General features: G+C 42.3%; 24 protein-coding genes. 12 read left to right on the forward strand and 12 right to left on the reverse strand.

Annotated elements, in window-relative coordinates; genetic code table 11:
- Nucleotide 1: 1 nt before the first annotated feature.
- Genes IGJ28_RS04110 through IGJ28_RS04125 form a run of 4 tightly spaced genes read right to left on the reverse strand, consistent with a single transcriptional unit; the run spans nt 2 to nt 4,048 of the window.
- A complete protein-coding gene (locus tag IGJ28_RS04110) occupies nt 2-286 on the reverse strand; it encodes a PTS sugar transporter subunit IIB (RefSeq protein WP_003127907.1) in 285 nt (94 codons plus the stop codon).
- A gap of 11 nt (nt 287-297) precedes the next feature.
- On the reverse strand, nt 298-1,635 hold the full coding sequence (locus IGJ28_RS04115) for a PTS galactitol transporter subunit IIC (protein ID WP_081131080.1): 1,338 nt from the start codon (nt 1,633-1,635) through the stop codon (nt 298-300).
- A gap of 12 nt (nt 1,636-1,647) precedes the next feature.
- The gene (locus IGJ28_RS04120; RefSeq protein ID WP_003127904.1) at nt 1,648-2,103 is read right to left on the reverse strand and encodes a PTS sugar transporter subunit IIA; all 456 of its coding nucleotides are present in this window, start codon (nt 2,101-2,103) and stop codon (nt 1,648-1,650) included.
- Nucleotides 2,093-4,048, reverse strand: a complete 1,956-nt coding sequence (locus IGJ28_RS04125; protein WP_081131082.1) for a BglG family transcription antiterminator — start codon at nt 4,046-4,048, stop codon at nt 2,093-2,095. The genes IGJ28_RS04120 and IGJ28_RS04125 overlap by 11 nt, the downstream gene beginning before the upstream one ends.
- 196 nt (nt 4,049-4,244) lie before the next feature.
- Between IGJ28_RS04125 and arr the strand changes: the two genes are divergently transcribed.
- From arr to IGJ28_RS04150, 5 genes are all read left to right on the forward strand, one after another.
- Nucleotides 4,245-4,664, forward strand: a complete 420-nt coding sequence (arr, locus tag IGJ28_RS04130) for an NAD(+)--rifampin ADP-ribosyltransferase (protein WP_438845201.1) — start codon at nt 4,245-4,247, stop codon at nt 4,662-4,664.
- 121 nt (nt 4,665-4,785) lie between these two features.
- Nucleotides 4,786-5,712 (forward strand): ROK family protein, encoded by a 927-nt coding sequence (locus tag IGJ28_RS04135; protein WP_438845202.1) that lies wholly within the window; start codon nt 4,786-4,788, stop codon nt 5,710-5,712.
- Between the two features lie 48 nt (nt 5,713-5,760).
- Nucleotides 5,761-6,519 carry a MurR/RpiR family transcriptional regulator gene (locus IGJ28_RS04140; RefSeq protein ID WP_003127900.1) on the forward strand — a complete coding sequence of 253 codons (759 nt, stop codon included), beginning with the start codon at nt 5,761-5,763 and terminating at the stop codon, nt 6,517-6,519.
- 251 nt (nt 6,520-6,770) lie between these two features.
- Nucleotides 6,771-8,081 carry a PTS sugar transporter subunit IIC gene (locus IGJ28_RS04145; RefSeq protein WP_003127899.1) on the forward strand — a complete coding sequence of 437 codons (1,311 nt, stop codon included), beginning with the start codon at nt 6,771-6,773 and terminating at the stop codon, nt 8,079-8,081.
- Nucleotides 8,082-8,102: 21 nt separating this feature from the next.
- A complete protein-coding gene (locus IGJ28_RS04150) occupies nt 8,103-9,542 on the forward strand; it encodes a 6-phospho-beta-glucosidase (RefSeq protein ID WP_138371324.1) in 1,440 nt (479 codons plus the stop codon).
- 81 nt (nt 9,543-9,623) lie between these two features.
- Here the strand turns inward: IGJ28_RS04150 and IGJ28_RS04155 are convergent, their stop codons facing one another.
- Complete coding sequence (locus tag IGJ28_RS04155) at nt 9,624-10,079, reverse strand: hypothetical protein (protein ID WP_021150666.1); 456 nt, start codon at nt 10,077-10,079, stop codon at nt 9,624-9,626.
- A gap of 201 nt (nt 10,080-10,280) precedes the next feature.
- Between IGJ28_RS04155 and IGJ28_RS04160 the strand changes: the two genes are divergently transcribed.
- Nucleotides 10,281-10,904, forward strand: a complete 624-nt coding sequence (locus IGJ28_RS04160) for a helix-turn-helix domain-containing protein (RefSeq protein WP_438845203.1) — start codon at nt 10,281-10,283, stop codon at nt 10,902-10,904.
- Nucleotides 10,905-11,105: 201 nt separating this feature from the next.
- On the opposite strand, the gene IGJ28_RS04165 is transcribed toward IGJ28_RS04160, so the two are convergent.
- Nucleotides 11,106-12,122, reverse strand: coding sequence for a YeiH family protein (locus IGJ28_RS04165; RefSeq protein WP_438845204.1), 1,017 nt, complete (start codon nt 12,120-12,122; stop codon nt 11,106-11,108).
- A gap of 91 nt (nt 12,123-12,213) precedes the next feature.
- On the opposite strand from IGJ28_RS04165, the gene IGJ28_RS04170 reads away from it, so the two are divergent.
- Both IGJ28_RS04170 and uvrC read left to right on the forward strand, forming a co-directional pair.
- A complete protein-coding gene (locus tag IGJ28_RS04170; RefSeq protein ID WP_103300451.1) occupies nt 12,214-13,041 on the forward strand; it encodes a LysR family transcriptional regulator in 828 nt (275 codons plus the stop codon).
- Between the two features lie 178 nt (nt 13,042-13,219).
- Complete coding sequence (uvrC, locus tag IGJ28_RS04175; RefSeq protein ID WP_003127892.1) at nt 13,220-15,010, forward strand: excinuclease ABC subunit UvrC; 1,791 nt, start codon at nt 13,220-13,222, stop codon at nt 15,008-15,010.
- 170 nt (nt 15,011-15,180) lie between these two features.
- Here the strand turns inward: uvrC and IGJ28_RS04180 are convergent, their stop codons facing one another.
- The 6 genes from IGJ28_RS04180 to deoC all read right to left on the reverse strand — a co-directional run bounded on the left by IGJ28_RS04180 (nt 15,181) and on the right by deoC (nt 20,620).
- On the reverse strand, nt 15,181-15,957 hold the full coding sequence (locus IGJ28_RS04180) for a DeoR/GlpR family DNA-binding transcription regulator (RefSeq protein ID WP_103300452.1): 777 nt from the start codon (nt 15,955-15,957) through the stop codon (nt 15,181-15,183).
- A 62-nt stretch (nt 15,958-16,019) separates the two neighbouring features.
- Complete coding sequence (locus IGJ28_RS04185) at nt 16,020-17,072, reverse strand: alcohol dehydrogenase catalytic domain-containing protein (protein WP_081131088.1); 1,053 nt, start codon at nt 17,070-17,072, stop codon at nt 16,020-16,022.
- Entirely contained in the window at nt 17,073-18,095 is a 1,023-nt protein-coding gene (locus IGJ28_RS04190; RefSeq protein ID WP_438845205.1) for a Gfo/Idh/MocA family oxidoreductase, read from the reverse strand. It lies immediately after the preceding gene.
- Between the two features lie 7 nt (nt 18,096-18,102).
- A complete protein-coding gene (locus tag IGJ28_RS04195) occupies nt 18,103-19,479 on the reverse strand; it encodes a PTS fructose transporter subunit IIC (protein WP_176333255.1) in 1,377 nt (458 codons plus the stop codon).
- Nucleotides 19,480-19,494: 15 nt separating this feature from the next.
- Nucleotides 19,495-19,941 (reverse strand): PTS sugar transporter subunit IIA, encoded by a 447-nt coding sequence (locus IGJ28_RS04200; protein WP_438845206.1) that lies wholly within the window; start codon nt 19,939-19,941, stop codon nt 19,495-19,497.
- Between the two features lie 4 nt (nt 19,942-19,945).
- Nucleotides 19,946-20,620 (reverse strand): deoxyribose-phosphate aldolase, encoded by a 675-nt coding sequence (gene deoC / locus IGJ28_RS04205; RefSeq protein ID WP_103300455.1) that lies wholly within the window; start codon nt 20,618-20,620, stop codon nt 19,946-19,948.
- 349 nt (nt 20,621-20,969) lie between these two features.
- Here deoC and IGJ28_RS04210 point away from each other — a divergent pair, with 349 nt between their 5' ends.
- From IGJ28_RS04210 to IGJ28_RS04225, 4 genes are all read left to right on the forward strand, one after another.
- Nucleotides 20,970-21,731 carry a MarR family winged helix-turn-helix transcriptional regulator gene (locus IGJ28_RS04210; RefSeq protein ID WP_081131093.1) on the forward strand — a complete coding sequence of 254 codons (762 nt, stop codon included), beginning with the start codon at nt 20,970-20,972 and terminating at the stop codon, nt 21,729-21,731.
- 63 nt (nt 21,732-21,794) lie between these two features.
- The gene (locus IGJ28_RS04215; protein ID WP_113849064.1) at nt 21,795-23,561 is read left to right on the forward strand and encodes an ABC transporter ATP-binding protein; all 1,767 of its coding nucleotides are present in this window, start codon (nt 21,795-21,797) and stop codon (nt 23,559-23,561) included.
- 237 nt (nt 23,562-23,798) lie between these two features.
- A complete protein-coding gene (locus IGJ28_RS04220) occupies nt 23,799-24,089 on the forward strand; it encodes an autorepressor SdpR family transcription factor (RefSeq protein ID WP_438845207.1) in 291 nt (96 codons plus the stop codon).
- Nucleotides 24,073-24,732 (forward strand): SdpI family protein, encoded by a 660-nt coding sequence (locus IGJ28_RS04225; RefSeq protein WP_113849063.1) that lies wholly within the window; start codon nt 24,073-24,075, stop codon nt 24,730-24,732. The genes IGJ28_RS04220 and IGJ28_RS04225 overlap by 17 nt, the downstream gene beginning before the upstream one ends.
- The last annotated feature ends 116 nt before the right edge of the window (nt 24,733-24,848 follow it).

Genomic DNA, 24,848 nt, shown 5'->3' on the forward strand with positions numbered 1-24,848 from the left:
TTTATTCTCTGATTTTCTTTTCGATTTCTGCATACATTTCTTCGGTACCGATCCCTGTCAATAAAGGCAATCCCATGATGACTTTGTCTTTGATGGAATCAGGGACTACCGTGGTACTCACAACAATGTCGTAATCGTCGATCTTGTTCATTTCATCCGCGACTTTGGATTGATACAATTTGACTTCATTCGTCAGTTCTTTTTCTTTGAGCCATTCTTTGACTTTATTGGTTACGATCGTTGATGTCGCTACTCCGGTTCCACACATGATCAATAATTTTTTCATTGTTCTTCCTCCTACTTGACGCTTTGTTTTTTAGGTAACACCTTGTTAACATAGATCAAACCGATGACAACAATCGCACCGATGATCGCTAATCCGCCCCAGCTCAATACTTTTGTCAAACCGACATAAAGCCAGGTAGTCCATAGTCCGCCTTCAGCTAGAGCTGTGATCGTTGAATTTCCTTGTAAGTCAAAATTGGCAGACTTAGCAGCTGTTGTTACTAATGGGGCGACCCAAGAAGTGATATACAAAATACTGGTCATATAAATTGTCCCTGCGATAACCGTCCGGATAATATTTCCGCCAAATACTGCTGCCATCAAACAGACAAGAAACGGAATCGTTGCTAAATCTCCAAAAGGCAATGTCGTATTTCCTGGCAAAACAACCGCTAAAAGTATCGTAATTGGTACGAGTAATAATGACGAAGACAATACTGCTGGATGTCCGACAGAAAGCGCCGCATCCATCCCAATGTAAAGCTCTCTTCCAGGGAAACGTTTCTTCACAAAGTCATTGGCAGACTCAGATATAGGTGTAAGCCCTTCCATTAATAGAGCAACCATTTTTGGCATAATGACCATCACTGCGCCGGTTTTAACTGCTAATTGGCCAGTGCCTGCCACATCATAGCCAGCGAGAATTCCGATGATCAAACCAATCAGAAAGCCCATAACTGTCGAGTCCCCAAAGACACCAAAACGTTTTTGAATCGATTCCGGGTCAGCTTTCCAGTCTCGCAATCCCGGAATACGATCGAATAACCAGTTCATCGGTAAAGCGAAAACAAATCCTGGAGCAGCGGTCCCGTGTGGGAAAGTGATATTCGGGAAACCATAGAATTTATTAATGATCGGTCCTAAAATATCTCCCATCAAAAGAATCATCATTAGATAGATGACGGTTGCAGCGATCCCCATGGCAAAGTTGCCAGTCAAAGCATAGACCAACGAAGAAATGAACGCCGCATGCCAAATATTCCAAATATCGACATTCAATGTTTTCGTCAGACCAAAAATAATCAAAACAACATTTAACACAACACCGATCGGAATTGCCAGACTTCCTAGAATCGTCCCATAGGAAATCGCAGCTGCTGCCGGCCAGCCAACATCAATCGTCGTCAGATTCAAGCCAAATCGCTCAACCATCTGTTGCGCTGCTGGTCCTAAGCTATTGCTTAACAGGTCGATCACTAGATTCAAGCCCACAAAACCGACACCAACTGTTAAAGCAGATGTGAAAGCCTTGCCTGGTTTCGTTCCCAGAATAAGACCAAAAATAAATATCAAAATCGGGAGTACAACGATTGACCCTAAATCAACAAACCACTGTAACGCATTTAACATAATATTCCCTCCTTATTCCAATCCATACTGTTGCAAAATCATCCGATATTCCTCAACATCATGGATGTCTCTTAACTTTTCCAACACACCATTTTTTTGAAACATTTCGATCAAGTTTTGCAGCATTTGTAATTGTTCGTGCGGCTCCTTTAATGCCAACATAAAGATTAATGAAACTGAAATTTCTTTGTCCCTTGTTCCCATTTCAATGAATGGCAATGGATCTGTCAATGAAAGAAAGCCAACTTGCGATCTCTTGACATACTGACTATCTGTATGAGGAATCGCCACGCCAATCCCATTGATCATCAGACCGGTTGGAAAAACCGCCTCTCTTTTAATCACGTTGTCAAGATACGCCTCTGTCACACATTCATTCTTTAAAAATTCCTCTGTAAGTAGCCGAAATGCTGCTTCTTTAGATTCTACTTCTTTGTTTAATAAAGCAATTTGCTGGTCAAAAAACATTCGGGGTCCCTCCTTTTACAAGTTTACGATAAAGTTCTTCTCGATTTTTACTGCTAACCACCCATCGTATTTCTTCAGGAGAGTTGAATAAATCGTAAATAGATGCAATCAATTCTTTTGCTTCTGACATATTTTTTTCAGCGATTGCCAAGAGAACGACTAATTGAACTTCCGTATCTCCCCATTTTATGGCTTTAGGTAGTGTAACAAATGCTAGTTTTGTTGTTTTGACAGTCTGCGGATCAGCATGCGGAATCGCTACGCCTGTCTTTAATCCGGTACTGCCTAATTCTTCTCGTGCATAAAGTGACTGCTTAAAATCGTTGGTGACTAAATGATGGCTCAAATAACTCTCTGCAAGAAAATCTAAGACGTCTTTTTTGGTGTTAAACGGTTGGTTAATGTACAAAAATGCCGGATCTAGATATTTCTGCAATAGCTCTGATGATTGGTATTTGGATGAATGCAGTTTCTTTTCATTTTCATTCAGGTTTGAAAGATTTGCCGAAATCATGGCAATTTCTTCAGTTGTCGGTAATGGTGAAACATAGAGAACAGGGGGTGACACTTCCTCCAACGGAACAGTTGAAATGATCAAATCCACTAATTCTAGTGATGTACTGGCTAATTTCTCTGCACTGATGATCTCTAAAACTGTCGTAGCAGAAATCGTTTGTTTGATCCGGTTAAAGATCAGCTCAGAAGTGGCTAGTCCAGAGCTGCAAACGATCAGCACATGCTTTGTGACTTTGATTTTTTCAAAAGCGAGTTGAAAATGAATCGTTAGAAATGACACTTCATCTTCTGTCAAGAAGAGTGCAAAGTTTTTTTCTAGTCCGCCAATCGCATATTTCGTTAATGTAAACATGGTCGAGTATTGCTTCTTGATCAATCGCAACAAAGGATTTTTGACTAACATGCCATTTTTCAGACGATGGATCATAGGGACAATATGCGAAAGCAGTGCTTGCAACAATAAGTTATCTTGTGTCAAATCAGTATCTAGCAAACGGGACATCTTCTCGATCATTTCTTCCGTTGTTTCGATCACGTTGGCTTCTCTTTTTTCCGTAATCTGCATATACGGCTCAATTCCATGAGCTAAAAGCAATGAACAAATGTATTGGATATCTGTCTCTGCTAGGGAAACAGCTAGTTCACTTTCAATCCGTTCTGCAAAGGAAACAGCAACCATATACAGTTTCATCTGTTTTAATTTTTCAAATCCCAAATTCTCTTGCTGTTCCAAATGTCTTCCTAGACAAATCCGTGAAAGAAAAATTTCCAACGATACCGTCAAGGATTCCACAAAATAACTATTGAGTTGGCGACCAAGTGTTAAGGATATTTCTGAAATCAGTGCTGTAGTCAAGGTAACGATCTTCGGATCAAACAATGTCTGAATGGCAGAGTGATCCAATCTTGCTGAATCTGTATGTTTTTCAAGAAAAGATTTGAAAGTTGCTTGTTGAACAGATTCTTCCTCCTCTAGCTTCAACCCTTTTGCAGACATTGACGCTCGAACTTTTTTCTTCTGACAAAAAGCGAATAATTCATCCACATCTTTTTTGATCGACTGATAACTAACGTAGAAATATTCTGCAAATTCTTGGTAATGCATTGGCTTTTTCGAGAAGAAATAATTTGCAAAGATAAACAATTTACGATATTCAGGAGAATATTCGTCAACGGTTTTACCTTCAGTAACGATGAGTTTGTAGCCTTTTTCCCTTGCAGTGGGATTCCCTTCAAGCTTGACCCCTCTTCTAGGCAAACGAGCAATGGTCAACCCGTAAGGCTTGATTTTTTCTTCCAGACTCGCCAAATCTGTATAGACTGTTTTTAAAGAAACATAGAGCTGTTCTTGAAAAAAAGCGGCTGGTCTGAACTCTTTTTGTGTCAGCAGCAATTGCAACAACACTTTCTCTCTTTTACTCAAATCCATTTGACCACCTCCAGGAAGCGCTTCCTTAACTATATATTAGGGAATCAGCGCATAATAGTAAATAATATCTGATTACCACATTAATCTGGTAATTGTATCACATAGTGACCATTCCACCACTAGACAAACAGCTTTTCAATCTGGAGGGATTCTTGTATGCTAAGTAAAACAATGAATGATAGAAAGGATGAACCAAATGGAGCACACAAACGATTCATTAGACCGAGGACCTTTTTTACACGGAACCAAAGCATCATTACAATTAGGCGAATTGCTGGAACCAAAAAAAGAATCCAACTTTGAAGCCGGTCGGATCTCAAACTATATTTACTTCACCGCAACATTGGATGCAGCCAAATGGGGAGCCGAATTAGCCAAAGGAACTGGGCAAGAAAGAATTTATTTGGTTGAACCGACTGGGCCTTTTGAAAATGACCCGAACTTGACCGATAAGCGATTCCCTGGTAATCCGACCCGTTCCTACCGTTCTGCCTCTCCGCTGAAAGTCGTCGCAGAATTAGGGGTATGGGAACGGCATTCGGAAGAAGTGATTCAACAGATGTTATCCCACCTGCAGCAACTAACAGAAGATGGAAAAGCCGAAATCATTGATTGACAGTTTTCTTAGCACGCAAACGCCACCCTTGTTTCTGGCCGTCGAAAAGAAAAATATTCCAGCAAGTGCCATGCTACAATGCAGAAAAGACACTGATTAAAAGAAGAAAGTAGGAATAACGATGTATGTAGGATTTGATATTGGCGGCACAACGATCAAATACGGGGTTCTTGATGAAACAGGAGCAATTCTGGAAAAAAATACGCTTCCGACAAACTACGATCCCCAGTCTTTCTATCAAGATTTAATCACAATTATTAATGAAGCTAAAAGTCGCTATCCGATCACCGGGATTGGGATCAGTGCGCCGGGCATCGTGCAAAAAGACGGTTTGATGCTGACAGCTGGCGCCATCAAACCATTGTACGGCGAGAATTTCAAAACCACATTAGAAGAATGCTGTGGTTTGCCAGTTTCTGTCGAGAATGATGCCAATGCAGCCGCCATCGCAGAGAAATGGATCGGCAATGCCCAATCCTTCTCCAATTACCTTTGCCTCGTCTTAGGAACTGGTGTAGGCGGAGGGATCGTAATCAATGATCAAGTGTATCGCGGTGCCCACGGCATGGCAGGAGAATTTGGCTGGATGGTGATCGACGCCTTGCCTTCTACAGGTAATAGTGAGGAAGTTTCGATCAATCGTAAAGCTGCTGTCGTTGATGGGCTCGTTCGGATCTACAATCAAAAAGGCGGTCAGCTGGCAGGATTTCAAGCGACGACAGATGCTCGAGAAATTTTTCAGCGCGCACAGATGGGAGAAACATTAGCAGAAACAGTGACCCAACAGTTCCTGACAGATTTGTCCGTCGGGTTGATCAATTTGATCAGCTGTTTCGATCCAGAAGCCATTTTGATTGGCGGTGGTATCAGTGCCAACCTATATTTCTTTGAACGACTGCAACAGACATTAACAACTGTCGAAACACAACACGCTGCCATCAACTATTTGCGGGGAAAAACGATTGCTCCTGTGCTGCCTGCCAAATTGCAAAATGACGCCGGATTAATTGGTGCAGTTTATCAGATTCATCAGCAACTCACTCGCTAAATCATGGTATACTCGTCATATACTCTTATGGGATAGCGAGGAACATTTATGGCCGTTTTTCAGCATTTGAACTTAAACAAATTGTCTTCAGTCGAACAAGAGATCTATCGCTTTATTGTCAATAATTTAGAAAAAGTCCCTTATATGCGAGTACGGGATATTGCAGATGATGCCCACGTTTCTTCCACTTCTGTCTTTCGTTTTGTTCAAAAAGTGGGATTCGATTCCTTTCCTGAATTTCGCTTTTATATCAAGACCCATTTAGAAAAAGTCCATTATGAAGAACATCAAAAACAGTTATCCCTTGAAGAACGCATCCGTGGATTGAACATGACGATTTTCCATCCCGATGTCGAATACCAAATCAAGAAGATGGCGCAAACACTGCGAGATGCGGACTGTATTTTATTTATGGGGATGGGGGCGTCTGGAGCAATTGCGCAGTATGTCGCCCGCAAGCTCGCAAATATCGGCTACTTCTGCATCAGCATCGATGAATTGACTTACCCGATCCGCAGCTTCTTACGAGCCGATCAAAAAAACGTTCTGGTTTTCTTGAGTGTTTCTGGTGAAACAAAAGAATTGATCGAAGTCATTACTGGATTAGCTAATAAAGCGATTGCCCAAAAATATTGTATTACGAGAAATAAAGAGAGTTCTCTTGCCCATTTATGTGACTACTCGATCGAATACGCAGTCAAAGAAGAGCGCAAAGACATCTTCCTCGATCTGACTAGCCAGCTTCCAGCCATCGCCATCGTGGAAACACTGATTGGTTATTTACAAGATGAACCTACCCCTCAATGATGAACGAGCACAGAAAGTACCAGACAGCGAAGAACGCCCTAGCCAGAACACTCGCTTTACAGCAGCAGTTTTCTGACTAGTGGCTGCAATCAAGCGTTTGTCTTGCTGCTTTCTGTTTTTTGTAACCACTTGTTCCGACTGTGGAATAAATTTCTTCCTCATAGAATTTGATTCTAAAAACGAATGCGCTTACTTTTTCAGGCAACCTTTCGCTATAATAAGTCCATCAAATAGAGAAAGGTGTTACTGTTATGCAAAAATTTAATGATCTACTAGACCGGTCCTTGGTACCAATTGCCACCAGATTGAATAACCAGCGACACGTCGCAGCGATTCGTGATGCATTTATGTTGATTTTCCCGTTGACGATTTCTTCTTCATTAGTTATTTTGGTCAACAATATCTTATTTTCCAACGATAGTTTTATCGTGCAATTATTTCAACTCTCAAAAATCTTTCCCAATTTAGAAAGTGCCCAGCAAGTACTGGCATCTGTTGCTAACGGAACCATCAATATCATGAGTGTATTCATTGCTTATCTGGTTGCCCAACTGCTAGCAAAACACTTTGATGCAGATGCGACACTAGTTGGTTTGACAAGTGTAGCTGCGTTTATGATTTTATATCCGACTTCTTTCTCAGTTGACGGTGTCAATGCCATCTCCACCCAATATTTAGGCGCACAAGGCTTATTCGTTGCCATGATCGTTGCTTGTCTGGTAGGAGAATTCTTGCCGAAACTATTCAAAGTCAAACGATTACAGATCAAAATGCCCGATATGGTACCGCCGGCAGTTTCCCGTTCGTTTTCTGGAATGATTCCTATCGTGATCATCGTAGCAGTTACCGCATTGATCAACTTCCTAGTACTGATGATTGCGCCAGAGGGCATCAATGAATTGATCTACAAAGGGATCCAAAGTCCGTTGCGTGATTTAGGAGGAAATGTCGTTGGTGTCTTGATTTTAGCTTTCTTACAAACACTGCTCTTCTCCATCGGGATTCACGGACCAAATACATTGAATGCCGTTCGTTCAGCAATTTTTACAGAACAGGATTTAGCCAACTTGGATTTCATCAATCAAGGCGGTTCCTTGTGGGATGTACCTTACAAAGAAACGTGGGGCGTTTTGAACGACATGTTTGCTAACATGGGCGGAACGGGAATGACGTTAGGGCTGATCATTGCCATTTTCATCGCCTCGAAGCGACCAGAACAACGGGAGATCGCTAAGATGTCACTTGTTCCAGGAATCTTTCAGATCAACGAACCGATTATCTTCGGATTACCGATCGTCTTGAATCCGATTATGATCATTCCCTTTATATTGACCCCAATGGTCAATATTCTAGTTGGTTATTTTGTAACAGTCATTTGGCCGATCATGCCGACACCAGCAATCGGTGTGCCTTGGACCACACCAGGAATCATCAACTTGTTCCTAGGGACTGGCGGAAATGCAGTAGCTGCAATCGTTGGTGTGGTCTGTCTGGCGATTTCCGTATTGATCTACTTGCCATTCGTGATTGCTTCAAACCGATCACAAAAAATCGAAGCGTAACTTTTTTAGGAGGAAAGAATTATGAGCAGCAAAATGCCAAAAGATTTTCTATGGGGTGGCGCAATTGCTGCCCATCAAGCAGAAGGGGCTTGGAATGTCGCAGGACGCGGCATGAGTATTGCTGATGTGATGACTGCTGGAGGAAACGGGATTCCTCGTGAAATCACGAGAGGCATCAAAGAAGATGTGTATTATCCTAATCACGAAGCGATCGACTTTTATCACCGCTACAAAGAAGATATTCAATTATTCAAAGCGTTAGGCTTAAAGTGTCTGCGTACATCGATCTCCTGGAGCCGTATTTTTCCAACCGGCCAAGAGGACGAGCCCAATGAAGCAGGCCTGCAATATTATGATGACCTTTTTGACGAACTATTAAACAATGGGATCGAACCAATCATTACACTATCTCATTTTGAAATGCCTTATGCGATTTATGAAACCTACGGTGGCTTTGTCAATAAAGCCGTGATTCCCCTCTTCGTTAAATTCGCAACCTGCGTTTTTGAACGCTACAAAGATAAAGTCACCTACTGGATGACATTCAATGAAATCAATAATCAAGCAGACGGACAGGAACCATTACATGTCTGGACAAACTCCGCCATGATCATCGAAGAAGAAAGCAAGAAAGAAGAACTGGTCTTTCAAGCGGGTGTCAACGAACTGATCGCTAGTGCGGCGGCAGTCATTGAAGGGAAAAAAATCAATCCAGACTTTCAAATCGGCTGTATGATGGCTTATGTCCCAATCTATCCTTATTCCTGTGCACCAGAAGATTTGATGGCTTCGGTCAAAGCCAATGAACGTCGTTACTTCTATAGTGACATCCACGTCAGAGGAAAGATTCCGACCTATACACAAACTTACTGGCAGCAAAAAGGGATCAAAATCCAAATCAGTGAGGAAGAGAAGGCTTTACTAAAGGCAGGGACTGTTGATTATATTGGTTTCAGCTATTATATGTCAGGAACGATCACGACATTGGAAACTGTCGAAGGCCAACCGACCGACGATATCCCTCACGCAAAAATCGTCCGTAATCCCTATATCACCGCGACGGATTGGGGATGGCCAATTGATCCCGTAGGACTTCGCTATGTTTTAAACACGATCTATCAACGTTATGACTTGCCGCTCTTTATCGTAGAGAATGGCTTTGGTGCCTATGATCAATTAACAGAAGAAAACACGATCCATGATCCCTACCGTATCTCTTATTTACGTCAGCACATCGAACAACTGGAGAAAGCAGTAATAGAAGATGGTGTACCCGTCTTAGGTTATACTCCTTGGGGAATCATCGACATCGTCAGTTTCGGCAGCGGAGAAATGGAAAAACGTTACGGCATGATCTATGTTGATAAAGACAATGCTGGCAACGGAAGTCTGCAACGCTTGAAAAAAGATTCCTTTGCTTGGTATCAACGGGTCATCGCTACGAACGGTGAAGAACTTTAACAGAAGTCTTGCTACTATCCCAAAAGTAAAAGCGACTACCTAAAAGACTGTTCTTTCAGGTGGTCGCTTTATTATGGGCTCTTACTTGATTTCCTCTATACTAGAAGTGATTACCCAGTCATCCATGTTCTTCCCTCGTTGATACGTAAAAGGTTCAATCGCTTCCAGTTCAGCAATTCGATAAATGGCCAAAAATTTCTTTCCTGCCCAACGCTCCATTTGTTTTTTGGATAAATTTAATTCTGATTGGTGCTGCTCAACAAATTGTTGTGATTCTTCAGGTGTCATTTTCTCCGTTTCAATCACGTTCTCAATCATGCCACGATGAGTAACTAAAAGATCGCCACCTGTTTCCACGAAGTAGACACGGTCGCCAACTTTTGCGCGTCCACCTAATGGAGATTTGCGCCCTGCTGCCCCACGGATGATGGCGTTCTTTTCTCCCGCCAACAATTTCTGCAGCTCTTTGCCTTCTTTGTTTAGATAGACTAGATGCTCCGCTACTCCTTCTTTGCCTTCAACCCAAGAACTCACCATTTCCTTTTCTCCTTTTTTCGATTATCATAGCAGAAGAAAGCGGTTTAGACTACAAATTTTTCATGTCATTTTAATCAGCTAGTTCCCCTTACAAATGACGAAAAATGTGAATATATCAGCAATTCAACGAATCGTTGCGTTCTTTATTTCCTGATTCAACGATTCATTTCTTGCACCTAGCAATCAAAGGAGGCTACTCTGATGGTAGAGATTGGAGAAAATATCAAAAAGTTGCGCAAAGCAAAAAGGATGACCCAAAAAGAGGTGGCTAATCAATTGAATGTCACGCCGCAAACGATTTCTAAATGGGAGCGAAATATCAGTTATCCGGATTTGGATATGTTAGTCAGGCTAAGTCAGTTGTTCCATATTTCAACCGATGCTCTTTTAGGCAATACAAAACCAACTTTTTTTGCTTCCTTATTCTCAAAAAAGAAAAGAGGGAAAACGATGGAAAAAGTACCAGCAACTCCGTCCACTATCCAAACAGACAAGCTGTCCTCATCTGAGAAACAGATCATGATTTTTAGTGTCAGCAGCTGGATAACCAAGGGAGAACTGCAAACACAACGTCTGCAGTTAAAATTACAGAAATATTTTACTGTTCAAAGGCAGCCGATTGCGGTAGAGATGTACAGCTTGTCAAAAGTCGCAGAAAAAGCGCCAGCTGCTGATTTGATCCTCCTGACTCCTGAAGCTCAATTTGCATTAAAAGAACTACAAGAAACCATACCACACACCCCGATTCTTTTGCTTAGTAGCCAAGAGTACGGTCTACTACCGATTGAACAAATCGCTGAAAAAAGTTTGCAAGCCATGCTTTAGAGCGTTCAACAAAAATAGAGCGTGGAACAAAAGTAAAAAACACTTTTGTTCCACGCTCTAAACACGTCTAAACGGTGAGAGCCGAAGCAACTCCTTCGGAAATAAGTCGAAATACCCCCAAATTTGAAAAGTAATTTCCGTGTATTCCTCCTTATTTCTCGGAGTTTAACACTTCTGTCCCAGCCTCTTTCTTATCCTGTATTAGATTTTCAGCAACCAGATCAAGCTGAGCGCTGCAATTGTTTGAACCAAACCGACTGAAAGTCCATAGAAAAGGAACTTAGGTCCTTCTTTCATGAATTTACGGAAGTCTAAGCGCAAGCCGATCGCTGCAAGGGCGATGGTCTCAAACCAGGTACTGATGAAATGTGCAGCATCATTCAACCAACTTGGCAATGCAACGAAGCTGTTCAAGATACAAATCAGCAAAAAACCTAAAACATACCAAGGAATACGCAACGATCGTTTTTGTTTTACGACGGATGCGGATTGATTTTGTTGCGACACCATTCGTTCGAAAATCAAAACCACCACGACCAATAAAATGATCCGAGCGATCTTAAACAGCATGGCATATTTGACAATCTCTGCATCAAGTAAGCTGGCACCCGCTACGACTTGCCCTACGGATTGTAGCGTTCCTCCCAACAGTGCGCTTTTTTGTAAAACATCCGAACCAAACAACGCCAGACCAAGAAACGGCAAAGTCAACATCATCACTGTTCCTAACAAATTGACGAGTGTGATGATCTGCCCTTTTTCTTCATCATCGGCTTGGATGGCTGGTGCAATCGCGCCAATCGCAGAAGAACCGCAGACCGCATTGCCTCCTGCCATCATCAAACTCATTTTTTGATTGAATCCCAACTTCTTGCCAATCAAGTAAGCCACAGTAATAACGATCGTCATCATCAATACGATGAAAACAAAACCACGAATCCCCATCTCACTGATCGTTTGAAAGGTAACAGTAAATCCTAGCAATACAACCGAATATTCTAAAAGCCGACTTTCTGCAAATTTCGTTCCTTGCGCATACTGTTTTTGATTGAAGAACGTATTGCCTAGAACGATCCCTAATAAAATCGCCAAAGTCGCTCCTCCTAATTGCGGCAGCCAAAGAGCCAAGGCTTTCGCTACAGCCGCTACAATAAATGATAACAACAAGCCAGGTAAAAATGGCTGCAGATTGACGGGTTTGATTTTTTCAACATTCATTCTTGTCCATCCTTTCATACTGCCTTATATTATACACAGCATTTTTCATCTATAACATTTATTGATATAATAGTTTTAATAGGATTTTATAATGGAAGTGATTACACTGCTGGAAAAACTAGAAACGTTCAAAATCGTTTACGAAACACAGAATTTCTCGAAAGCCGCTGAGTTGCTGTTCGTGTCTCAACCTACCGTCTCCGCCCATATCAAACAATTAGAAGAAGAATTGAACACCCAACTTTTCATTCGAAATGGCCGCATGAACATTTCAGCAACCCCACAAGCTCACCTGCTTTATCAAAGAGGGCTGAATTTATTGGACGATTGGCAGCATCTCTATCAAGAGATCCAACAAGGTACGCAACAGTTGGTTCCATGCCGGATCGGTGTTTCCCATACTTTTGCGATCTATTTGCTGCCGGATTTGCTGATGCGCTTATACACTCGCTTTCCCCACATCCAATTTCAAGTAGAGATGATGAACTCTGCCGCTGTCCTGCATGCGGTAGAGCAACACGAGCTTGACCTAGGGATCATTGAAAAGCCCTTATCCGCTGCTACCGTGGAGCGATACCCATTGATGAGTGACCAGCTAGTATTGGCTGGCGATCCGGCAGTCGGACCGTGGCTCGTGCGAGAACAAAGTTCTGGGGTTTATTATTATATGAAACGCTATCTAGAAGAGCAAAATATCCAGACGCCTATTTTACAAATCGCCAATAATGAGATGATCGTTGCATTGTTGAAGAAAGGCTTCGGCTGTTCAATCATTTCTGCACGAGCTGCTGGAGATGTCCCCCATGAAGATTTAGGCGAGCGTTATCGCCGCCAATTTTATTTGATCAAACGGACCCGCGATTCCTATAAAGAATTTGCTGCTTGTGCTTCTTTTATCCGACAATGGCAGGAGGAATAATCGGTGTCTCTTGATGCCATCAGGCAACTTCTTAATCTTTTCTTACGATTGAACTGATTTTTTTGGTAAAAAAACTCATTCATTGTTTCTTAATTATTTTGTGATAGAATAATAGGGGCTCTGACGTTCCCCTATAAAGTAAAACAGATGTGAACGACCACCTAGAAAGGACCCTGAAATGAAGGAACAGATCAAAAACAAATTAGCTCTCTTACCCGATCAACCTGGTTGTTACTTGATGAAAGACAAAAATGGTACGATCATCTATGTAGGTAAGGCGAAGATTTTAAAAAATCGTGTACGTTCCTATTTTACAGGAAGTCATGACACGAAAACGGAACGCTTAGTTCAGGAGATCGCCGACTTTGAATATGTCGTCACTGAATCCAATACTGAAGCGCTTTTGTTAGAAATCAATCTCATTCAAAAAAACAAACCAAAATACAATATTATGTTGAAGGACGATAAGTCCTATCCATTTATCAAAGTTACGAATGAACGCTATCCTAAATTGATCATCACCCGCAAAGTGTTGAAAGATGGTGCGCTTTACTTCGGTCCTTATCCGGATGCCCGAGCAGCGAATGAAACAAAACGGATCTTGGACCGCTTGTTTCCATTACGCAAATGTGGTGCATCGCAAAAACGCCCTTGTCTCTACTATCATTTGGGACAGTGCGTCTGTCCTTACGTTCATCACATGGATCCCAAGGAATACCGAAAAATCGTTGATCAAGTCAAACACTTTTTCCACGGTGGCCATGTTGAGATCCAAAAAGAATTAAAAGAAAAAATGGGCGAAGCGATTGAATCCCTTGAATTTGAACGTGCTGCGGAACTGCGCGATCAAATCCAAGCCATCGATACCGTTATGACGCGTCAAAAGATGACTTTGACCGATCTGCTTGATCGCGACGTCTTCGGTTACAGTGTGGACAAAGGCTGGATGTGTGTCCAAGTGTTCTTTATCCGCCAAGGAAAATTGATTGAGCGGGAAGTCTCCTTGTTTCCTTTTTACAACGAAGCGGAAGAAGACTTTTTGACATTCATCGGTCAATTCTACCAAAAGAACGAGCACTTCATCCCAAAAGAAATTTTTGTCCCCCAAACGATTGAACGGGAACCTCTAGAAGTGCTGCTAAAAACGAAAGTCTTGCAGCCACAACGAGGTGACAAGAAAAAATTGGTCGACTTAGCCAATAAAAACGCGCAAATCGCATTGGATCAGAAGTTTGCTCTCATCGAGCGGACAGAAGAACGGACCATCGGTGCGGTGGAAAAATTAGGTGAAGCCATGGGCATTTCGGCCCCTTATCGCATCGAGGCGTTTGACAACTCTCACATTATGGGAACCGATCCAGTTTCTGCAATGGTCGTCTTTGTGGACGGCAAGCCTTCAAAAGATGATTACCGAAAATACAAAATCAAAACCGCACAAGGCGGTGATGATTATGGTTCTATGCAGGAAGTGATCTACCGGCGCTACTCGCGAGTTTTGAAAGAGAAATTGCCATTTCCTGACTTGATCGTCATCGATGGTGGGAAAGGTCAAGTAGGCGCCGCACAAGATGTCTTGCATAACCAGTTAGGATTAGATATTCCAGTAGCTGGTCTTGTCAAAAACAATAAACATAAAACCAGTGAGTTACTGTTTGGCGATGATCTGCAGCCGATTCAGCTCGAACGAAATTCAGTCGAATTCTTTTTGCTGCAAAGAATCCAAGATGAAGTTCATCGGTTTGCCATTACTTTCCACAGACAATTGCGCAGCAAGAACAGTTTCTCTTCAAGATTGGATGAAATTCCTGGTTTAGGACCAAAACGTAAGCAACAGCTGATGAAAACCTTCAAATCGTTGAAAAACATTCAAGCAGCTTCCGTGGCAGAGATCCAGCAAGCGGGCATTCCGCAAGCCGTTGCCGAAACAATTTTAGAAAAATTATCCGATCAAAAGAAAACCACGTCCTAGAAAGACTCGGACGTGGTTTTTGCTGGAATGAATCATCGAATTGTTTGGAAAGGCCACTAAGACATAAAAGTGCTCTCAAGGGAATAGTGGAATGTTTCGTTCCCTTTCAGGCCTGTCTCTTAGATGGCTCTTTCACAAAATTCGTTACCCAGATATCTAGATATGTTTTCCTAAGCAATCAACAAGTTGACACGCAAGCCATCCAGTTCAGCTTTCTGCTCTTGTGTGATATGAGAATCTGTAATCAAATAATCGCATTCATCTGGGGCAGCAAATTGCTTGAAACTCCGCTGATTGATCTTGCTGGATTCACATAGAACAATTTTGATCCGACTAATATTGATCAAGCTTTTCTTCATTTCAGCCGTTTCATAATTAGGAGTTGAATGCCCATAATTCTTGTCAAAAGAAGTGGTGCCTAGAATCACTTTATCCACGGAAAAACCCGCTAATCCCAAAGCCACAGAACTGCCTGAAACATAGGGATAGCCATTTCGAATGGTACCGCCAATGACTTGCACTTGATAATTGGTTTTCTCACTTATCAATAAGGCAATCTCCAAATCATAGGTCAAAATCGTTAAATGCTTCAGTGGACTGTTGATCAATTTTTCTGCAAACGCGCGGCAAGATGTTCCTGTATCAATCGCCAAAATATCATTTTCTTCGATCAATCGGACCGCACGTTCAGCGATGCGGTACTTTTCATTGGTAAAGGCCCGATTTTTGGGGATCGTCTCAACACTTCGTTGAAATTCACGTTTAATCACGCCACCGTGGGTTCGAGTGACTAACCCCTCATTCTCAAGTTCTCGCAAATCATTGCGGATCGTTGAACCCGTCACATTGAAAAGTTCCGCCAGCTCAGCAACTTGCATCCGATGTTTTTCATTGACTATTTTAACGATTGATTGTTTTCTTTCCTCTGCGTACAATTGATCATCCATCTTCTATCACCTTTTTGTGTTTTGTTTCATTATAAAAGAAACTGAAAATGGAAGCAATCAAACTAAAATGATTCGTCAAAGACAATGACATTTTTCAAACCTACTGCATTGACAGCATTTTCAAGCGCCTGAGGAAACTCATTGATTGTGTAACATTTTGTAATCAATTTTTTCAACGGAATTCTGCCACTAGCAACTAGCTGTGCGGATGTTCGATAGCCTGCCAAGCTGGCACGAGTACAACCAAAAACGCGTAATTGTTTGTAATGAAGAATGTTCGTGTTCAATTTGACTTCCTCTTTCTCCTTTGGCAAGCCGCCAAAGAAGAGACAGCGACCGTTTGTCGCCATATAACTGAAACTTGCTTCTTGTGCCTGTGGTGCCGGCGCGGCAATAATACACAGGTCTACCCCTTGACCATTGGTTTCAGCAAAAACTTTTTCCTGCAATCCGTCAGAGGTCAATGGAACCAAGTCGGGAATTATTTCCTTAGCATCCGCCAAACGAGCTTCTGATAAATCATTCATCATGACTTTACTAGCCCCTCTTGCAAGTGCCAGCATCGCATGCATGATGCCAATCGGTCCCGAACCAATGATCAAAACTGTATCCCCCGGTTTGTTTCCCGCTATTTCTTGACCATTAAACACACAACTAAACGGTTCAATCAAAGCCGCTTCTTCATAAGACAATTCATCCGGTAACAACGTAATATTTCCTTGACGGACAGCTTTTTCTGGAACGACTAAGTATTCTGCAAAACCACCTGGCAGATTGATCCCAAAAGCTTGATAGGTTTCGCATAAATGAGTGTTGCCGCTGATACACTGATCACAGATTCCACAGCCCATGTTTGGCGCGATGGCTACCCGCATTCCTTCCTGATAAAAATCAACGGCAGAGCCAACTTCAGCGATACAGCCAGCGATTTCATGACCTAAAGTCAAAGGTGTTGCCTCGCTTGCGGTTGGATACCCGTTTTTATACATTCGAACATCGGTTCCGCAAATGGACGCGGCTTTCACCTTTATCAACACTTCTTTTTCAGTGATTTCCGGTTTTGTTATATCAGTTAATTGAATCTTTTCTTTGCCCAATAATTGGATTGCTTTCATTTATCTTTCCACCTCAACAATTCTATTTTCCAACAGTGACGTCAACCCCGCGTTAACTAATCGAACGGCCATCAAGCCATCATGTCCCGTGCATTGAGGCGCGGTATCTTTCAGAATGCAATCAACAAACGCTTGATCCTCTGCAATATAAGCTTCTCGAAACAAATACATCCAGCTGTGCATAGTTGGTCGAATCAGTTGCTGATTGCTGGTTGCGACGACAATATTGTGCTTCCCTTGATCCCCCACTAAAATACTCCCTTTGGTTCCCAAAATCTCAGTCCGAGCATCATACCCGTATTGAACATATTGAGCACCATCAATCAAGCCTAGTTTGCCATCTTCAAAACGCAAATTCATGGCGACTGTATCGTAATAATCTGGAAACTCATTTCTTACCTCTGGTGAGCGATAATTCCCACCACTCGCATAGATGCTGATCACCTCGCTGCCTGTCAGCCACCGTAGAGTATCAAAATCGTGACTGTTTACTTCGCCGATTGGTCCATTACTTTTATGAATATCAAACATCCACGGTTTTGGTTCACTCGGACCATGGGTCAGGGATTTCACCATAACCACATCACCAATTACGCCAGAATCGACTACTTTTTTTGCTTCCTGGAAGCTGGCGTCAAAGCGGCGCATAAACCCAACCTGCAATTTCACATGATTTTCTTCGGCTGCTTGGATCATCGCTAAACACTCTGATTCATCCATTGCTAATGGCTTTTCACAAAAAATATGTTTTTTAGCAGCAGCTGCTGCCAACGCAATTTCTTTGTGATAGACCGTCGGAGTGACGATCACCACGGCATCGATCGCAGGATTTCGCAACGCCTCATGATAGTCTTGATACAGGTAAGGACAATCCACTTCCTTTTGTGCGGTCTCCAAACTTTCCTTCGAGGGATCACACAAAGCAATCAATTCTGCATTTTTAATACGGCCAGCGAAATTTCTTCCATGAATCATGCCTGCTCTGCCTGTTCCTATTAAACAAATCCTAATTCGTTCTGTCATGTCATCCTTACTCCTTTGCTGCTTGTTTCTTTTGAGAGAATACTTTTACGGCGGTTACCAAAAAGCCGCTGATGATGGTCCCGATTGCTAATGCTAAGATATATAACAGAACATTTTCTACTGCTCCCGGAATCAGGAACACAAAGAATCCGCCATGAGGCACTGCGATGCCACATTGGAAGATCATGGACAACGCACCGGTAATCGCTGAACCAACCGTCACTGATGCCAACACCCGCAGTGGATCGGCAGCCGCGAAAGGAATCGCTCCTTCAGAGATAAAAGATAAGCCTAAGACCCAGGCGGATTTACCTGCCTCACGTTCTTCTTTACTATATAAATTTTTCCCTAAAATCGTTGATGATAGTGCCATTGCTAGTGGCGGTACCATTCCTGAAATCATGACCGCCGCCATGACTGTACTGGTTTCGCCAACTCCTAGATTGGTTAACGAAGCGACGCCGAAGAAGTAAGCGGCTTTCCCAATCGGACCTGCCAGATCGATCGCCATCATCCCGCCTAAAAGCAGACCAAGTAAAACAGAATTTATTCCTGACAAGCTATTAAGCCAGTTTGTGATTCCTTCATTTAGTGCTGTAATCGGAATACCGACAATAAATTTCATGATTAGACCAACGAATAAGATTGAGACCACTGGAAGGATCAAAACAGGTAGTAAACCAGAGAATGCAGCTGGCAGCTTCAGCACTTTTTTCAGCCAATAAACAGTGTAACCAGCTAAAAAGCCCCCCAATAGTGCGCCTAAGAATCCGGCATTCATCGATGAGGCAATCATTCCTGCAGCCATTCCGGGAACAAGACCTGGACGATCCGCAATGGAGAAGGCCACATATCCACCCAAGATTGGCCACATCAATCCCATCGCAATTCCGCCCAACTCATTGATCGCTGAAGCGAGTTCTCCTTCCGCGTTGATTCCCCCGAATGCAAAAGCTAATGCAATACAAATTCCACCAGCGACAACAAATGGAATCATATACGAGACCCCTGTCATCAAGTGACTATAGATACCGCTTTTTGCCACTTTGGCTTCCGATTTATCCTCTGTTACCGTCGAGTAAACAGGGGCATTTGCTCCGCGATCCAACAAATCATCCGGATGATCAATCGCTTCTGTAACGTCTACTTCCAACAAGCGTTTGCCATTGAAGCGCTCCTTATTGACTGAGGTGCTGGCAGCAATGATAACCATATCTGCAGCGGCGATTTCTTGCTCTGTTAAAACGTTCTCTGCCCCAATCGAACCTTGTGTTTCAACTTTGATCTCTATATTACGTTTCTTGGCCGCAATGGCTAGACTCTCTGCTGCCATATACGTGTGTGCAATTCCAGTTGAGCACGAAGTAATTCCCACAACTTTCATTTTTTTTAGCCTCCCTTATTCAAACATCTGATAAATCTCTTCGACAGTTGTGACGGTCATTAACTTTTGGCGGACATCCTCATGCATGAGCTTTCGAGACAGCTGACTAAGAATTCTCAGGTGTTCATCATTTGACGTTTCCGGTACAGCAATCAAAAATATGAGATGAACTGGTTTATTGTCCATGGAGTCGTATTCAATACCTATCTGGCTTCGACCAAACCCCAACGCAGGCTTCGTCACTGCGGCACTTTTTCCGTGGGGGATCGCTACGCCAAAACCGATCCCTGTCGTACTTTCTTCCTCTCGTTTCATGACCGCCGCTAAGTAAACGCTATCATTTTCGACCACACCTTTCGTTACAAAGGCGCTCGTAAGTTCACGAATTGCAGCATTTTTCGTGGTCGCTTGCAAATCAAAATGAATAAATTCTGGTTTCAATAGATCACGCATTTTTGTCATTTCTCTACCCCTCTCGCTGATATTCCTCGATAATTTTGATACCTGAACTAGTTCCTAAACGTTCCGCTCCTGCTTCAATCATTTTTAATGCAGTGTTCAAATCGCGAATACCTCCAGCAGCTTTCACTTTTACATCGTTGCCGACCACTTTTTTCATTAATTGAACATCTGCAATCGTTGCGCCTCCTGTACCAAATCCGGTTGACGTTTTAACAAAATCAGGTTTGACTTCCTTTGCTATCTGGCAAACCGCCATTTTTTCATCATCTGTCAAATAACAATTTTCTAAAATAACTTTGCTGATAATTCCGCCTTCACGAGATGCATTTACGATTGCTTTCATTTCTTCACGAATATATGCCAAATTGCCATCTTTCAATTGACCAATATTAATGACATAGTCGATTTCATCGGCCCCGTTTTTGATGGCGTCTTCTACTTCAAATACTTTTGTTTCAATGGTCGTTTGTCCTAATGGAAAACCGATAGCCGCTCCCACATGAACCTTACTGTTTTTCAAAAACTCCCGACAGATTGCTACTGGATAAGAATTGATTGCTACCATCTTAAAACCATAATCATCTGCTTCTTGGCAAAGTCTTTGAAACTCTTCTTTGGTAGCATCCGCTCTCAATAACGTATGATCTACCATATTGGCTAATTCTTTTAATTCAATCATTTACTTGCTCCTTTGCATTTTTATTTGCACTCTTATATTATCATTTACTTTCGTTTTGTCAATATATAAAAATAAAAACAAATGAACGACGACAGCTAACCCTTCTTCACCACCAAGTGATATTTCCCACATAAGTGCATCTTTCTCATTTTCTTGGCGCTCTTTTTGAGGAAATTTCCCTTTAAAAATGGCGATTCATCTTGTGTTAGATCCTCCTTTGAACGAGATGCGGCTGGTTATTTTTTCTTAAATCAGATCTATGGGTTGACAAACGTTCGGTACCGAACTATAATAAATCCGAAATAAAGTTAGGTACCGAACTTTATAAAAAAGAAATGAGGAATGCGTTATGAGTCACTTAACAGATCAGCTGATGAAGCAATTACGATTCATCAGTGAGGCAGGAAATGCTTTTTTAAGCCAACGGAAACAACGTCTTTCCGGTCAACAACGGGTGTTGGCGATCTTAAAGCTAGAAGATGGATTAGTGCAAAACTATTTGGCAGAAGTACTTGATTTAAGACCTAGTTCGTTAGCAGAATTATTGAAGAAGATGGAAAATTCAGGTGATATTGAAAGAAAAGAAGACGAAGCAGACAAACGGATCAAACGGATTTATTTAACTGACACCGGACGCAGCAAAGCTGAAAAGCTAAGTACCAATAAAGAAGAAGCGAGCAGTGAAATCTTTTTTGCTGGTTTAACAGAAGAAGAGCAACAAGTCTTCAGCGACTATTTGCAAAAAATCGCTGCCGGTTGGGAAGCTGATTTCCAGCAACAAGCCGAGCGCTTCGTTGACCCAATGGATCGCTTGCAAGCCATGCAACATCTCCGGGAAAGCATGATGGATCACTGGGGTGGGGATTGGCAATCCATGAGCAATGATGAACGTCGCCAAATGAAAAAAGAGATGAAAGATGCGATGCGGCAAATGCCTTTTAGAGGTCATCAAGGTATGCCTGGCTTCCCACCATTTGGTCGAGGTGGAAGAAACGATTTTCACCATCCATGGCAAGGTGATTTTTTCAATAATGATTCTTTTGATCCCCGCAAGCAAAAACCAAAAGGTTCTGACTCGGAACACCCTAACGATGAATGGAAAGATTTCTAGTAAAAAACAAGGAAATGAACTTCTAACGTTTATGAAGGTACTCGTTAGAAGAGGAGGACAACCATGCAAGAAGAAAGTCAAATTCACCAAAATCAACCAACCCCTGCAACAAGTTTTAAATTAAAAAATTTCATCCAATTAATCACGAGTGTCAATCCCAAAAAATCGCTTTTTGCATTGGGTTTGTTTCTCAGCTTGTTAACAAGTGGTGCCAGTTTGATTGTTCCGCAATTAACAAAAAAATTGGTCGATACTAGTGGCACCCCAACTTTTAGTTCCAATATGGTCATCGTTTTGATCGTCGCATTTGCATTACAACTGGGATTAGGAACGATCGGCGGCTTTCTTTTACGATACGTAGGAGAAAGTGCCGTCAAAACATTGCGAGAAAGACTTTGGACTCACCTATTGCATTTACCTGTCGGTTATTTCGATTCACACAAATCAGGAGAAAGCAGTTCGAGGCTTGTCAATGATACTTCCGTCATCAAAGATCTTGTGACCTCCCAATTTCCAAATTTTGTCACAGGTGCCATACAATTGGTCGGATCAATGGTGATCCTGTTCTGGATGGATTGGAAGATGGCAGCGCTGATGTTTAGTGCGGTTCCCCTAATCGCATTGATCATGTTGCCGATTGGAAAAATCATGTCTAAACTAGGACGGCAATTGCAAGCGGCAACCGCAAATTTCAATGCAGATGCTAGTGAAAAACTAGCCGAGATTCGGCTGATCAAAGCCAGCAACGGGGAAAAAAGCGAGCAAGAAAGCGGGCGACGCTTGATTACTAATATTTTCTCGTTAGGCGTCAAAGATGCCAAAGTGGAAGCCGTTCTACAGCCGATCATGATGACCGCGATGCTCGGACTATTTGTCGGGATCCTAGGCTACGGAGCCGTTAGAGTCCAAGCTGGCACATTAACCAGCGGTGCTTTGGTTGCCTTTTTGTTGTATCTTTTCAACATCATTGCTCCCGTCACGACTTTTGCTATGTTCTTTTCACAAGTGCAAAAAGCCATGGGGGCAACCGAGCGTATTCAAGAAATACTTGATACCCCAAGCGAATCTTTCACCGCAACAGAAACAGTCAATGTAGAAGGCCAGGTATTAAAAGCAGAACATATCACCTTCAGTTACAACGAAGAACGGACGATTCTCAAGGATGTTTCTTTTGAAGCCAAACCGAATACAGTAATCGCCTTTGCCGGTCCAAGCGGCGGCGGCAAGTCAACGATCTTCGCCTTATTGGAGCGCTTTTATCAACCAGACAGCGGCATGATCACAATTGGTGGAAAACCGATCCAGTCATTAGACCTTCAAGCTTGGCGCTCACAGATTGGTTACGTTTCACAAGATAGTGCCGTCTTTGCAGGTAGTATTCGTGACAACCTCCAATATGGACTAGAGCGCACGTTATCGGAAGATGAGCTATGGCAGGGTCTTTCCCTTGCTTACGCCGATCAATTCGTCCGAGATTTTCCAGACCAATTAGAAACAGAGATTGGTGAGCGCGGGGTAAAACTATCTGGCGGACAAAAACAACGGATTGCCATCGCTCGTGCCTTTCTACGTAATCCGAAAATATTGATGTTAGATGAAGCAACTGCCAGTCTTGATTCCCAATCGGAAGAAAAAGTCCAACGGGCCCTCGACCATTTGATGGAAGGCCGTACTACCCTCGTGATCGCCCATCGCTTATCTACTATCGTTGATGCAGATCAAATCTATTTCATCGAAAAAGGCGCCGTTACCGGAAACGGCCGACATACAGATTTGATTGCCACTCATCCATTGTATGCAGAGTACGTCAAAGAACAGATGGTCAGCTAAAAAGCTGGACCATCTGTTTTTTTGTCACCCCCCTATAGACCAATAGGATTTCCTAAAGAAAAATTTATACACCGTATATAGCAAGTAATATCTGAGCGACGATATAACAAGAGAAAGGATCAAATAATATCTATTTCGAATATTTTCTAAATAGTTCTTGTCAATCCTTAAACAGAGTAGTATGATCTATTTAGAAATATTTCTAAATTACTTTTTCTAAGGAGGCGGTGATGCCCTTTGAGTTTCGCTGAGACTTTTAAAGCTTTATCCGATCCCGTTAGACGTGAGATCCTTGTGATACTAAAAAGCGGGCGTATGTCAGCGGGAAAAATCGGCAAGCATTTTGATATGACAGGAGCTACCATCTCTTATCACTTGTCACAACTAAAAAAGGCAGGGCTTATTTTTGAAACCAGACACAAAAATTTCATTTACTACGAACTGAACGCATCAGTATTCGAAGAAGCGCTGCTTTGGCTGACACAATTTCAGAAAGGAGACATAACCTTCAATGACCATGAAAAATAAAGGATCCATCTTTTTGTCCACTGCGATCACTTTACTGCCAATCGTGCTCTATCTGCTCGTATATCATCAACTTCCTGAGCAAATGGGTATGCAGTACAACGCCGAGGGTGCGGCAAATTGGTATGCCCCTAAAGCTGTAGCTGTATTTGTCGTTCCTGCCGTACTTGCCCTTATCCACTTGTTTGCTCTAGTAAAGATGAGAACTGATCCAAATCGAAAAAATATTTCTGTCGCCATGCAGATTATTAAGGAATGGACCATACCGGCAGCCTCCATCCTTATTAGTGTGTATTCCATATTACAAAATACAGGAACACATATAGGCAACATCGTGCCGCTTGTTACAATTGGCTTCATCTTACTATTAATCGGTAACTATATTCCTAAGACCCATCAAAATTTCACCATAGGCATCCGTACGCCATGGACTTTGAAAAATGCCGATAACTGGAATAAGGTCAATCGCTTAGCCGGCTGGCTTTGGATCATCAGCGGTGTGATTCTCATTCTAAGTGCTTTTATTGTAACTAGCACCATTGAAATTCTTATGGTGGTATTGCTAATCGTTGTTCTAATGATCGTTCCCCCTATTATTTACTCTTATGTCTTACAAAAAAAGCATGGCAGTAATCTGCAAAACTAACGGGAGGCAACTGAAGGGATTAACGGAAAATAAAAACTAGACGACAAACGCGGGCGTCGCTTTCGAACGAATCAATCGGAAGCGACGCTAGATTATCTTGTTCAAAAGGTGGTGAA

It is taken from the genome of Enterococcus sp. AZ091, from assembly GCF_051714805.1.
Lineage (GTDB): Bacteria > Bacillota > Bacilli > Lactobacillales > Enterococcaceae > Enterococcus_D > Enterococcus_D gallinarum.